Genomic DNA, 12,454 nt, shown 5'->3' on the forward strand with positions numbered 1-12,454 from the left:
ATCGGCGTGAAGCTCAGGTATCAGTTCCGGCTGTACCCGAGCGCCCCGCAACGGATCATGCTGGCGAAGGCGTTCGGGTGCGCCCGTATCGTCTTCAACGACGCCCTTCGTGCCCGTCAGGGCGCTTACAAGCAGGGCGCAGAGCGCCCAACAGCCGCGGAACTGTCGAAGCGGTTCGTCACCGACGCCAAGAAGACCGAAGACCGGCATTGGCTGGACGACGCGTCGGCCGTGGTGCTCCAGCAGTCCCTGCGGGACCTGGAGGCCGCGTACTCCAACTTCTTCGCCTCCAGGAATGGCACCCGCAAGGGGCCGAGGATGGGTCCGCCGAAGTTCAAGAAGAAGACCAGCCGCCAGTCCATCCGCTTCACCGCCAACGCCCGCTTCTCGATCACCGGGAACGGTGCGCTGCGCCTTCCGAAGATCGGCGATGTGAAGGTCAAGTGGTCGAGGGAACTTCCCTCTGCCCCGTCGTCCGTGACCGTGGTCAAGGACGCGTCCGGCAGGTACTTCGCCTCCTTCGTGGTGGAGGCCGAAGACAAGCCACTGCCCGAGCTGGACCTGGACGAGACAGAGACCGGGATCGATCTGGGCCTGTCCACCTACGCCGTCCTGCGCGGCCGGAAAATCAGCTCCCCGAAGTTCTTCCGCCGCCAGGAGAAGAAATTCCGCCGCGCGCAGCGCAAGCTGTCCCGCGCCCAGAAGGGCTCCGGCAACCGGCGCAAGGCCAAGCTTGCCGTATCGAAGATCCACGCCAAGATCGCGGACAAGCGCCGTGACTTCATCGAGCGGGAAACCACCAGGATCACGCGCGAGAGCCAAGCCGTGTACCTGGAGGACCTGAACGTGAAGGGCATGGGCTCGAAGAAGGGCAAGCGGGCCAAGTCCGTCCACGATCAGAGTTTGGGCATGTTCGCCCGCATCCTGGAGGCGAAGTGCCACCGGTACGGGCGCGTCTTCGCCAAGGTGGACCGGTTCTTCCCGAGCACTCAGCTCTGCTCGGCGCCCGGGTGCGGCAGCATCGAAGGACCCAGGGGACTGGAAGGGCTCAAGATCCGGTCGTGGACGTGTTCCTGCGGAACAGTCCACGACCGGGACGAGAACGCCGAACGCAACATCCGCCGTGAAGGGCGGCGCATCGTGGCCGAGGGACGCCCGGACACATAAAACGCCTGTGGAGCCCTTGTAAGACCCGGCACGCCGGGCGATGGGTGATGAAGCAGGAACCACTACGCACGTACTGGAAACAGCGGCGGCACGGTGGGAATCTCCCCCCCTCCGTTCACGGGGGAGAGCGTCAATCCGGGTGGTCCAGGTTCTGGAAGGCGAAGCCGAGGACGCCCGGCAGCAGCACCCCGAAGCCGATCAGGCACAGCCACAGCCCCTGCACCACGCCCAGCCCGACCAGCGCACTCCCGGCCGCCGTCAGCACGGGGTAGAGGCTGCGGGCCGGGAAGAAGACCCGCCGCCCGCCCGCCTCCCGCACCTCGGCTTCCGCACGGTCCTCCGGGCGCTCCCCGCCCCGCCGGTACTGCCGCCACAGGAACGCCGCGACCAGCGCCGACATCACGAAGGACACGCAGAGCGCGGCGGTGCCCGCCGGCTCGTCGGACAGCACCCCGTAGACGGCGGTGGTAACCCCGAAGAACAGGGCCGTACCGGTGAAGAGCCAGGCCTCACCTCTCAACGGGCACCTCCGGGTGGTGAAGGTCGAACGCCGGGGATTCCGAACGGATCCGGGGCAGGGCGTGGAAGTTGTGCCGGGGCGGCGGGCAGGAGGTCGCCCACTCCAGGGAGCGGCCCCAGCCCCACGGGTCGTCGACGGCGACCCGCTCCCCGTACCGCTGCGTGCGCCACACGTTGTAGAGGAACGGCAGCGTGGACAGGCCCAGCAGGAAGGCGCCGATCGTGGAGACGGTGTTGAGCAGGGTGAACCCGTCGGCCGCGAGGTAGTCGGCGTACCGGCGGGGCATGCCCGCCTCGCCCAGCCAGTGCTGCACCAGGAAGGTGGTCTGGAAGCCGGTGAACAGGGTCCAGAAGTGGATCCGGCCGAGCCGCTCGTCCAGCATCCGCCCGGTCAGCTTGGGCCACCAGAAGTAGAGGCCGCCGAAGGTGGCGAAGACGATCGTGCCGAAGAGGACGTAGTGGAGGTGGGCGACGACGAAGTAGCTGTCGGTCAGGTGGAAGTCCAGCGGCGGCGAGGCGACCAGCACCCCGGTCAGCCCGCCCAGCAGGAAGGTGACGAGGAACCCGACGGACCACAGCATCGGGGTCTCGAAGGAGAGCGAGCCCTTCCACATGGTTCCGATCCAGTTGAAGAACTTCACCCCCGTCGGCACCGCGATCAGGAACGACAGCAGGGAGAAGAAGGGGAGCAGCACGGCGCCGGTGGCGAACATGTGGTGGGCCCACACGGTCGCGGACAGGCCGGTGATGGCGATCGTGGCCCCGATCAGGGCCACGTACCCGAACATGGGCTTGCGGCTGAAGACCGGCAGGATCTCGCTGACCACGCCGAAGAACGGCAGGGCCACGATGTAGACCTCCGGATGCCCGAAGAACCAGAACAGGTGCTGCCACAGCAGCGCCCCGCCGTTCGCCGGGTCGAAGACGTGCGCGCCGAACTTGCGGTCCGCCTCCAGGGCCAGCAGGGCGGCGGTGAGCACGGGGAAGGCCAGCAGCGCCAGGATCGAGGTGAACAGCACGTTCCAGGTGAAGACCGGCATCCGGAAGAGCGTCATCCCGGGCGCGCGCAGGCAGATGACCGTGGTGATGAAGTTGACCGCGCCCAGGATCGTGCTGAGCCCCGCCACCGCCAGCCCCATCACCCACAGGTCGGGGCCCGTGCCCGGGGAAAACACGGCACCGTTGAGCGGGGCGTACGCGAACCAGCCGAAGGCGGCGGCGCCGTCGGCGGTGAGGAACCCGGAGACCACCATCAGCCCGCCGAAGAGGTAGACCCAGTAGGTGAAGGCGTTCAGCCGGGGGAAGGCCACGTCGGGCGCGCCGATCTGGAGCGGCATCACCGCGTTGGCGAAGCCCGTGAAGGTCGGCGTCGCGAAGAGCAGCATCATGATCGTGGCGTGGATGGTGAACGCCTCGTTGTACTGCTGGTTCGAGAGGATCTGGAGCCCGGGTCGGGCGAGTTCGGCCCGCATGACCAGGGCGAGGACGCCGGCGAAGAGGAAGAAGCCGAAGGCCGTCGCCAGGTAGAGGTTGCCGATGGTCTTGTGGTCGGTGGTCGTCAGCAGGCGCAGCACCGCGGAGCCCTGCCGCACCCGCCGCTCGGTCCGGGCCGCGTGGTCCACCGCTGTCATCGGGCCTCCAGGGAGCCTCGCCGCCGAGCGTGCACTCCATGCCCTACCGCTTCCCCGCCCGGCGGCCGCCGCGCCGCGCCGCGCGGACGGGCCGGGACGCGCTGACCGGCCTAACCTGGGGGAGGGGCCGACTCCCGAGGTGGTGGGCGATGTCCGACACGACGAGCAGGTACTGGGCCTCGGGGAACTGGCAGGTGCGCACGGGTGAGGAGGACGAGTTCATCCTGCGCTGGACGGAGTTCCTGACCTGGACCCAGGGGTCCGTCGACGGCTTCCTGGACGCCCGGCTGATCCGCGACCTGAACGAGCCGGGCCACTTCGTGTCGGTGTCCCGCTGGACGGGCACGCAGGCCATGAGGGACTGGCAGTCGATGCCCCAGTTCGCCGAGCTCTTCGGTGCCTGCCGGGCCCTGTGCGAGGACATGAGCAGCGGCATGTTCGAACTGGCCATGGCCGTGGACAAGTGACCGGCTGACACCGTCCCCGGGGCGGCGCGGCGCGGCGCGGCCCGGCCCGGCCCCGTCCGGCCCGCCGCCGGCGGCTACGCGTCGCCGTGGTGGGCGCGGGTGATCAGGTCCGTGGCGACGTCCAGGGCCGCCAGCCGGGTCTCCTCCGGGTCCCCCTCCACGTGCTGGAGGAACATCATCCCCGCGTGCAGCGTGAACAGGGCGCTCACGCAGCGCACCTGGTCCGCCAGCGGGCCCTCGTCGTTGCGCAGCAGTTCCACCAGGGTGAACAGCCGGCGCTTGACCGTCTCCCCGATGCTCAGCTCCCGCATGGTGGCCTGGTTCTCCTGCATGAAGCGGTACAGCGGAGCGCCGGCCGCCATGGCCTCGCTGTAGCGGCGCAGGATCTCCCGCTTGGTCTCCAGCGTCTTCGGCTGCTCCTGCGCCCACTCGATCAGCAGGTCGATCGGCCGGGTCAGGTCGTCGAAGACGCTGATGATGATGTCTTCCTTGGTCTTGAAGTGGTAGTACAGCGCCGCCTTCGTGACGTCCAGCCGCTCCGCGATCTCCCGCAGCGAGGTCTTCTCGTACCCCTGCTCGGCGAAGAGCTCCAGTGCGACGTCCTGGATGCGCTGGCGCGTGTTGCCACGGCGCGGCTGCTGCGGACTGGTGCTGGACATGGCTCTCCCGAGTACTTACTTGACGCCCGGCTAGTGACGGGTCTACCTTCCCCAGTGTAGTGAACTAGCCGGGCGACAAGTAAGTACCCGGCGCAGTTGCGTGTGAACGGGGAGTGGACATGGCGGAGAACATCAAGGAAGCGGCGGGCGCCGAGGAGGTGAAGCCGCGCAGCGTGCGCGTCGTCCTCATGGCGCTCATGATCGCGATGCTGCTCGCCATGCTCGACAACATGATCATCGGTACCGCGATGCCGACCATCGTCGGCGAGCTCGGCGGCCTCGAACACCTCTCCTGGGTGGTCACCGCCTACACGCTGGCCACGGCCGCCTCGACGCCCATCTGGGGCAAGATCGGCGACATGTACGGGCGGAAGGGCTCCTTCCTCACCTCGATCATCATCTTCCTCGTCGGCTCCGCGCTCAGCGGCATGGCCCAGGACATGGGTCAGCTCATCGGCTTCCGCGCCGTCCAGGGCCTGGGCGCCGGCGGCCTGATGGTCGGCGTCATGGCGATCATCGGCGACCTGATCCCGCCCCGCGAGCGCGGCAAGTACCAGGGCATGATGGCCGGCGTGATGGCCCTCGCCATGATCGGCGGCCCGCTGGTCGGCGGCACCATCACCGACCACATGGGCTGGCGCTGGTCCTTCTACATCAACCTCCCGCTCGGTGCCGTCGCGCTGGCGATGGTCAGTGCCGTGCTGCACCTGCCCAAGAAGAAGTCGCAGGGGGAACGTCCCAAGATCGACTACATCGGCGCGGCCCTGCTGACCCTCGCCATCACCTCCACTGTCCTCGTGACGACCTGGGGCGGCACCGAGTACGCCTGGGGCTCCGCCGAGATCATCGGCCTGATCGCCGTCGGCGTCCTGTCCGTCGCCGCCTTCCTCTACGCCGAGACCAAGGCCGCCGAGCCGGTCATGCCGCTGCACATCTTCCGCAGCCGCAACTTCACCCTCATGTCGGTGATCGGCTTCCTCGTCGGCTTCGCCATGTTCGGCGGCGTGCTCTACCTCCCGCTCTTCCAGCAGTCCGTCCAGGGCGCCTCCGCCACCAACTCCGGCCTGCTGCTCCTGCCGATGCTGCTCTCGATGATGGCCGTCTCGCTCGTCGCGGGCCGGATCACCACCAGCAGCGGCAAGTACAAGGTCTTCCCGATCGCCGGTGGCGCCCTCATGGTCGTCGGCCTGTTCCTGCTCGCCACCATGGACACCGGCACCACCCGCCTGGTCTCCGGCCTCTACATGGCCGTCCTGGGCGCCGGCCTCGGCTTCCTGATGCAGATCACCATGCTGGTCGCGCAGAACAGCGTCGACATGAAGGACATGGGAGTCGCCTCCTCCTCCGCCACCCTCTTCCGCACCCTCGGCGGTTCCTTCGGCGTGGCCCTGATGGGCTCCCTGTTCACTTCGCAGGTCACGGACACCATGTCCGAGCGGCTCGGCCCGCAGGCCGCGCAGGCCGCCGGCTCCGCCCAGCTGGACGCGGCGAGCCTGGCCAAGCTGCCCGAGGCCGTGCGCGACGCCTACCAGCACGCCGTGGCCGCCGGCACCCACTCGGCGTTCCTGCTGGGTGCGGCCGTCGCCGTACTGGGCTTCGTGCTCGCCTGGTTCGTCAAGGAGGTCCCGCTGCGGGGAGCGGGTCCGGCCCCGGCCGGCGGCGGCCCGGCCAAGGCCGCCTCCGCCCCGGCGGACTCGTTCGCCCACTGACGCGCATGCCCCAAGAGGCGGGTGGGGTCCGGGATTTCCCGGGCCCCACCCGCCTCTTCGCGTGTCCGCGGGGGTCCGAGGGACACCCGGGTCACCAGTGGCGATAAAGGACTAAAGCGTTCATTACCTGGAACTTACGGGGCAATTAAGGGGAACCTTCTCAGGTTCGAAGGCGTCCTGATCCACATGACGCGCACGCAGAAGCACAGCCTCCGAGCCCGGATAGCCGTCGCCGCCTCGGCCGCGGCCGTCGCCGCCACCATCTGGGGGGTCACGACCCTGGTCCCCACGGGCGAGGACCACCCGGCCCCCCGCCATGACAACGCGTCACGCCAGGGCGGTGCGCCGGAAGACGGGAAGCCGGGCGGCGCGGGCGCGCCCCCCACCGCCCCCTCCGGCGTGCCGGACGGCATCGCCCACGCCTCCGAGGCCGGCGGCAACGCCGTCAACATCACCATCGACGACGGCCCCGACCCCCGCTGGACCCCGCAGGTCCTGGAGGTGCTGGCCGAACACGACGTCAAGGCCGTCTTCTGCATGATCGGCCCCCAGGCCAAGGCCCACCCCGACCTGGTCAAGAAGGTCGTCGCGGCCGGGCACCGGCTCTGCGACCACTCCATGAGCCACGACACCTCCATGGACAAGAAGCCCGTCGCCTACCAGCAGGCCCAGATCCTCGACGCGAAGAAGCTGATCGAGGAAGCCGCCGGCGGCGGCGCCGAGGTCGAGTACTACCGCGCCCCCGGCGGGGCCTTCACCCCCGACAGCCGCAAGATCGCCGCCGCCCACGGCATGCGCCCGCTCGGCTGGAACGTCGACACCAAGGACTTCGGCAAGCCCGGTACCGCCGCCATCGTCGACGCCGTCAAGCGCGAGATCGGCAATGGCCCCACCGTCCTCTTCCACGACGGCGGCGGCGACCGCAAGCAGACCGTCGCCGCCCTCGACCAGGTCCTGACCTGGCTGGAGGAACAGGGCCGGCCCACCGGCTTCCCGGTGCGCACCGCCCCCGACCCCACCTGACACGCCGCCGGGCGGCGAACGGGTGAGGGTCGGCCGCCCGGCCCCGCCGGGGGTGTTCCCTGGTCGCGCGCGCAGCACAGGACGCACGACGACCACGCACACGACCGGGAGACCCCATGATCAAGCCGGACCAGCTCACCGACCCCGCCGTCCGGGCCTTCGTCACCGCCGTCAACGCGGGCGACCAGGAGGCCTTCCGGGCCGTCCTGACCCCCGGCGCGACCATGTCCGACGACGGCTCCGACCGGGACGTGACCGACTGGACGGACCGCGAGATCTTCTCCTCCCGCGGCCACATGTCGGTCGAGAAGCAGACCGACGACGGCCGGTCCCTCGTCGTCTCCTACCGCAACGACACCTGGGGCGAGATGCGCACCGCCTGGCGGTTCACCGTCTCCGACGGCCACATCAGCCGCTTCGAGACCGGCCAGGCCTGAGCACCGCTCAGAGCCCCCGCGCCACCTTCAGCACCGCCGCCGTCAGGCGCCCGTTCTCCGGGGCCAGCCCGCCCGGGAAGCCGAAGCGGCGGCGCGTGTACCCGTACGCGATCCCCGTGACCGGGTCGGCGAAGCCGTTGCCGCCCGCCGCGCCGCAGTGCCCGAAGGCCTCCGGGCCCACCGCGGGCTGGGTCTCGAAGCCCAGCCCGAAGTGGTCCGCCTCAGAGGTCACCCGGTCCTGGCCCGGCGTGTGCAGCCGCGCCACGTCGGCCACCGTCGCCGGCTCCAGCAGCGCGGGCCGGCCGTCCAGCCCGCTGATGGCCGCCGCGTACAGGGCGGCCACCCCGCGCGCCGTGCCGCTGCCGCCCGCCGAGGCCGGGCCGAGGGCCTTGACCTTCGGGTGGTTGGCGTACGCGACCACGTCCATCGGCGGCTCGCGGTGCCAGTTGAAGGCCGTCCTCAGCAGCTCGGGCAGCGGCCCGCCCGTCGCGAGCAGCTCCTGCTGCGCGGGCGTCGGCAGCATCTCCAGGACCGGCTTCCAGCGGTCCTCCAGCTCCGCCGGCAGCCCCATGTACAGGTCCAGCCCGTACGGCGCCCGCACCCGCTCCTCGTAGACCTCCTGGAGCGAACGCCCGGTGGCCCGCCGCACCACCTCGCCCGTCAGCGCGCCGATCACGAACGCGTGGTAGCCGTACGCCGTGCCGGGCTCCCAGTACGGCTCCTGCGCCGCCAGCCGGGCCGCGAGGAACGCGTCGTCCGCGATCTCCTCGTACGAGAAGCCCTCGGCGGTGCTGATCAGCCCGGATCGGTGCGCGAGGAGCTGTCGCACCGTCAGCCGCTCCTTGCCGTGCCCGGTGAACTCCGGCCAGTACGCCGACACCGGACGCTCCAGGTCCAGTACGCCCTCCTGCGCCAGCAGCGCCACGACGAGGTGCGCGGCGCCCTTCGTGAGGGAGAAGACCCCGCTCAGGGTGTCCCCGTCGGTTTCCTCGCCGCCCCACAGGTCCACCACGGTCCGCCCGTGGTGGCGCACCGCGAGCTGGGCCTCCGGCGGGTTCGGCTCCGCGGCCACGAACGCCTCGAACTCCTCCCGCACCGTCTCCCAGCCCGGTGCCACCGTTCCATCAACCGTCATGCCCATGTCATCCCCCGTGGTCGTGCGGGGACCGTTTCCCCGTCCGGGCACAGAGAACCAGAGGCGTCCGGAGCGCATTCCGGCCCGGAACGGAATCTGTCACCTGTACGTCCGCCGCCCGCTCCGTACGGGTGAACGCGCGCGCGGCATCGTTCCGGCCCGCCGCGGGGGCCCGTTGGGCCGGGCATGAAGCGCACTCGCACCGCAGCCCTCGCCCTCGCCGCGGCAGCCGCGGCCGTCGCCCCCGCCCTCGGCCAGGCGTCCGCCACGGCCGCACCGGGCACCGGATACCTCCAGGACCCGGCCGGGGGCGAACACGAGATGAAGTCCCAGTGGACCAAGGACCAGAAGCACAAGCTGGAGGGCCAGGTCCGCTTCCACCCGGGCATCCGGTACGGGACGGTCAGCCGCCCGTCGCACCCCCACGACCCGAGGGGCGAACGCCAGGTGCCCGACCCGGACACGCTCTCCTGGGAGCCCTCGTACGAGTTCGCGTGGGCGGTGTCCGACGTCCTGGTCAACAAGGGCCTGACCACCAAGAACGGCACCCACCCGATCGTCGTGCACGCCGTGCTGCGCGACGAGAGGGGGGTCGCGCGGGCGGAAGTGGAGCGGAAGCTGACGGGGCAGCCGGCGACGGGGCGCCAGAAGGTCGCGGGCGGCAAGAGGATCGCGTGCGACACCGGGGAGTACACGGTGGAGTGGTCGGTCACGCGGACCCACTACGGGACGCTGACGGGCAGCCTGCGCTGGGACTCCGGCTGCGAGCGGCACCGCGAGGCGTTCTCCGCGGAGAACGGCCGGGCGTAGCGGGAGGGGCGGCGCCGGGCGGCGGAGGAAGGGGCGAGGGGGAGGCCTGCCGCCCCGCGCACCTTGTGGGTGCCCGGCGGGCGACTGGGCCGCGGCCTCGGATCAAGTGCCGACAGCCATTCTGCCGTACGGGATGGGGTCCGGCAGGGAGGCGAAGGTCCCTTGTCGCGGGGGACTTTCAGTGCTTCTTCTTCGAGGCGGCGCTCGCCTTCGCGGCGATGTCCTCCAGGACGGCCTTCGGGCTGCCGCCCGGTTCCAGGGCCCGTCCGATGTTGCGCTTGATGGTGTCGCTGACGGTCACCCAGGCGGGGTCGTTGACCGGGTAGAGCTGGGCGCCGCGCAGGGCGGTCAGGAACTGCTCGTCGTTCTTGTCGAGGCCGCCGCCCGAAGGGGTGCGCGAGGCCGTGACGGTCGAGGGCAGCAGGTGGTAGCGGCCCGCGAAGTCCGACAGGTTCTTGTCCTGGTAGACGAAGTCCAGGAACTTGCCGATCTCCTCGCGCTTGCCGTTCTGCTTGAAGGCCATCATCCAGTCGGCCACGCCCACGGTCGGCGGCTTCTCGCCGGTGCCGAGGTAGTCGGAGACCGGCATGGCCACGGCGCCGACGGTGATGCCCTTGGCGCGCGCCTCGTGGGAGAGGGACGGGTAGCCGTTGAGCATGCCGACCTCGCCGCGCAGGAACGCCGCGAAGGCGTCGGCGCGGTTCATCTGCGAGGGCGGGGTCGGGCCGGTGAGCCCGGGGTTGACCATCCTGTCCCGGAGCCAGTTGAAGGTGACGACGTTCTGGTCCGATGCCAGGCTGTAGTTGCCGCTGCTGTCGGCGTAGCCGCCGCCGTTGGACAGCTCCCAGATCATCGCCTCCGCGTGCGCCTCCTCGGGGCCCAGCGGCAGGGCGTACGGGTACTTCACGCCCTTCGCCTTGAGTGCCTTGGCGGCGGACTCCAGGTCCGCCCAGGTCTTCGGCTGCCAGGTGGGAGAGCCGTCCTTGGCGACGAGGCCGGCGTCCGCGAACAGCTTGGTGTTGTAGAAGAGCAGACGGCTGCTCGCCACGAAGGGCAGGCCGTAGAGCGTGTTGCCGACCGATCCGGCCTCGGCGAGGGGCTGGAGGAAGTTCGCCTCGGCGCTGATCGAGAGCAGCTCCTCCGCGGAATACAGCTTGCCCTGGGCGGCGAAGTCCGAGTAGGAGCCCATGAGCGCCATGTCCGGCGCCTTCCCGGCGCTGACCATTTTGGAGACCTCGCGGTCGATGTCGGCCCACGGGAGGAGCGTGACCTCGACCTTGATGCCGGGGTTGGCCTTGGTGAAATCGGCCGTCACCTTGTCCCAGAAAGCCTTGGAACTGGTCGCGGGAGTGGTGCCGTATTCCGCCGCGATCAGGTGGAGCGAGTCGCCGCTGCCGCCGCCGGAGGAACTTCCGCAGCCGGACAGCGGTATCAGTAGACCGAACACGGCTGCCGTGGCGGCCGCGCCGAACATTCTTCTTCGCACGGGTGGATACCCCTGATTTTCTTTTGATTCCCGTTATTACTTATGAGTTGCTCCGGGCTGGGGTGTCCCGCCGTGGCCCGTCTGGCCGGAATTCTCTCCCGACGGCGGTCGGCTTGAACGCATTGGGTCCGCACTTGTGTTCATTGCTCCAATCGGCGGATTTCAGAATTGTGTTTTCCGATATGGGTGAGGATGGTGCGACGCGCGTAGACATGCCGAAAAGCCCGTTTCCGGCGGGGAAACGGGCTGGGTGTGATTTCGGGCGCGGCCGCCAGGGCGGCCCGTACTAGTCGGCGAACTCGCCCGCGTAGGGGTCCGGCTCGCCGGTCTCGGGGTTGCGGCCCTCCTGCCAGCGGCGCTGGGCCTTGCGCCAGTGGACGAAGCTGAGGTGTCCGGCGTCCCAGAAGGTGATGCTCACGGGGCTCACGTCGAACTCGTCGGAGCAGAGCCGCAGCAGGAACTCGGCCATGCCGTACGGGTGGACGGCGAAGGCGTCGGCGGTGTGCCGGCCGGCGACCAGCACCGGCCAGCGGTCCGGGTCCGGGTCGGTGGTGAGCCAGCACAGGATGTCGGACCCGCCGGTGACGCCCCAGGCGATGATCGACTCCGGGTCCACGTCGAAGGCGGCCCGGCCGCCCCCGGCCTCCCAGAGCTGCCGCGCGTTGGCGGTCTCCTCGGCCATCTCGGCCGGGTCCCACTGGAGTCCGGGCTTCGGCAGCGGCAGCAGCACGCTGGCCTCGCCGTTGATGGACCCGGCCCCGTAACGCCCCATGAACGCCACGAAGTCGGAGGGGAAGCGGGTGCCCCAGACGGCCTCGGCCGCCTGCCAGTCGATGTCCTCGTCGGCGCCGTGCGTCGCCGGCATGATCTGCTCCAGCGCCTTGATCCGCGCGTTCTCCGTCATGCCGCTCCCCTGAGACCCCAGCCCAACCGCCCCAACCTACCGCCCCGGGCCGGGAGGTCCACCCGTCGAGACGGTCACCGTGCTCCCCACCGTGAGGCCCCAGCGGGCCATGGCCCCCGCCTCGGCCTCCAGCACGTGCCGGGAGCGGAGCCGGGGCAGGCCGAGGCGGCCCGGGGGCATGGTGGTCAGCGCGATCACGCGCATCCGGCGGTCGAGGTAGGCCACGTCGATCGGGAACCGCATCCGGAAGGTGTGCACGCTCCCGGCCGGCGTCAGCAGCAGCGCCCCCTCGACGCCGTCGCGGCCGAGCAGGCCGCGGGTGCGGGCCCGGTAGGAGGCGGCGACCTCCAGGGGGACCGCGGTGGTGCCGATGAGGAGGGTGCCGGTGCCGTCCCGCCAGTGCGCCATGGGGGTCACCCTAGGGGTTGCACTCCCCGCCCCACCCTTCGCCCGTTCCCCGGGGCGCTGCCCCGGACCCCCCGGGGGCTCCGCCCCCGGACCCCCGCG

13 protein-coding genes are annotated in these 12,454 nt (G+C 70.4%); 6 read left to right on the plus strand and 7 right to left on the minus strand.

Annotated features, from left to right (window positions below; genetic code table 11):
- Positions 1–6 precede the first annotated feature (6 nt).
- On the plus strand, positions 7–1,167 hold the full coding sequence (locus tag SSNG_RS22695) for an RNA-guided endonuclease TnpB family protein (RefSeq protein ID WP_042803969.1): 1,161 nt from the start codon (positions 7–9) through the stop codon (positions 1,165–1,167).
- Positions 1,168–1,297: 130 nt separating this feature from the next.
- On the opposite strand, the gene SSNG_RS22700 is transcribed toward SSNG_RS22695, so the two are convergent.
- On the minus strand, positions 1,298–1,687 hold the full coding sequence (locus SSNG_RS22700) for a cytochrome c oxidase subunit 4 (protein WP_007266234.1): 390 nt from the start codon (positions 1,685–1,687) through the stop codon (positions 1,298–1,300).
- Positions 1,677–3,317: a cytochrome c oxidase subunit I gene (gene ctaD / locus SSNG_RS22705; RefSeq protein ID WP_007266235.1), complete on the minus strand. Its 1,641-nt coding sequence runs from the start codon at positions 3,315–3,317 to the stop codon at positions 1,677–1,679. Before ctaD ends, SSNG_RS22700 begins: the two co-directional genes overlap by 11 nt.
- A gap of 149 nt (positions 3,318–3,466) precedes the next feature.
- Here ctaD and SSNG_RS22710 point away from each other — a divergent pair, with 149 nt between their 5' ends.
- Positions 3,467–3,784 carry an antibiotic biosynthesis monooxygenase family protein gene (locus tag SSNG_RS22710; RefSeq protein WP_042801676.1) on the plus strand — a complete coding sequence of 106 codons (318 nt, stop codon included), beginning with the start codon at positions 3,467–3,469 and terminating at the stop codon, positions 3,782–3,784.
- A gap of 74 nt (positions 3,785–3,858) precedes the next feature.
- Here the strand turns inward: SSNG_RS22710 and SSNG_RS22715 are convergent, their stop codons facing one another.
- Complete coding sequence (locus tag SSNG_RS22715) at positions 3,859–4,443, minus strand: TetR/AcrR family transcriptional regulator (RefSeq protein WP_007266237.1); 585 nt, start codon at positions 4,441–4,443, stop codon at positions 3,859–3,861.
- A 119-nt stretch (positions 4,444–4,562) separates the two neighbouring features.
- On the opposite strand from SSNG_RS22715, the gene SSNG_RS22720 reads away from it, so the two are divergent.
- The 3 genes from SSNG_RS22720 (at position 4,563) to SSNG_RS22730 (ending at position 7,612) form a co-directional block, all read left to right on the plus strand.
- A complete protein-coding gene (locus tag SSNG_RS22720; RefSeq protein ID WP_042801677.1) occupies positions 4,563–6,152 on the plus strand; it encodes an MDR family MFS transporter in 1,590 nt (529 codons plus the stop codon).
- A 186-nt stretch (positions 6,153–6,338) separates the two neighbouring features.
- Entirely contained in the window at positions 6,339–7,175 is an 837-nt protein-coding gene (locus tag SSNG_RS22725) for a polysaccharide deacetylase family protein (RefSeq protein WP_007266239.1), read from the plus strand.
- A 116-nt stretch (positions 7,176–7,291) separates the two neighbouring features.
- Complete coding sequence (locus SSNG_RS22730; protein WP_007266240.1) at positions 7,292–7,612, plus strand: nuclear transport factor 2 family protein; 321 nt, start codon at positions 7,292–7,294, stop codon at positions 7,610–7,612.
- Between the two features lie 7 nt (positions 7,613–7,619).
- On the opposite strand, the gene SSNG_RS22735 is transcribed toward SSNG_RS22730, so the two are convergent.
- Entirely contained in the window at positions 7,620–8,747 is a 1,128-nt protein-coding gene (locus tag SSNG_RS22735) for a serine hydrolase domain-containing protein (protein WP_007266241.1), read from the minus strand.
- Between the two features lie 186 nt (positions 8,748–8,933).
- Between SSNG_RS22735 and SSNG_RS22740 the strand changes: the two genes are divergently transcribed.
- Positions 8,934–9,557 carry a hypothetical protein gene (locus SSNG_RS22740; protein WP_007266242.1) on the plus strand — a complete coding sequence of 208 codons (624 nt, stop codon included), beginning with the start codon at positions 8,934–8,936 and terminating at the stop codon, positions 9,555–9,557.
- A 178-nt stretch (positions 9,558–9,735) separates the two neighbouring features.
- Here SSNG_RS22740 and SSNG_RS22745 read toward each other — a convergent pair whose 3' ends face one another.
- The 3 genes from SSNG_RS22745 to SSNG_RS22755 all read right to left on the minus strand — a co-directional run bounded on the left by SSNG_RS22745 (position 9,736) and on the right by SSNG_RS22755 (position 12,355).
- Positions 9,736–11,031: an extracellular solute-binding protein gene (locus tag SSNG_RS22745; protein ID WP_042801679.1), complete on the minus strand. Its 1,296-nt coding sequence runs from the start codon at positions 11,029–11,031 to the stop codon at positions 9,736–9,738.
- A 298-nt stretch (positions 11,032–11,329) separates the two neighbouring features.
- Positions 11,330–11,947 carry an SMI1/KNR4 family protein gene (locus SSNG_RS22750; RefSeq protein WP_007266244.1) on the minus strand — a complete coding sequence of 206 codons (618 nt, stop codon included), beginning with the start codon at positions 11,945–11,947 and terminating at the stop codon, positions 11,330–11,332.
- Positions 11,948–11,983: 36 nt separating this feature from the next.
- Positions 11,984–12,355 (minus strand): DUF192 domain-containing protein, encoded by a 372-nt coding sequence (locus SSNG_RS22755; RefSeq protein ID WP_042801680.1) that lies wholly within the window; start codon positions 12,353–12,355, stop codon positions 11,984–11,986.
- Between the last annotated feature and the right edge of the window lie 99 nt (positions 12,356–12,454).

It is taken from the genome of Streptomyces sp. C, from assembly GCF_000158895.1.
Taxonomy (GTDB): Bacteria; Actinomycetota; Actinomycetes; order Streptomycetales; family Streptomycetaceae; genus Streptomyces; species Streptomyces racemochromogenes.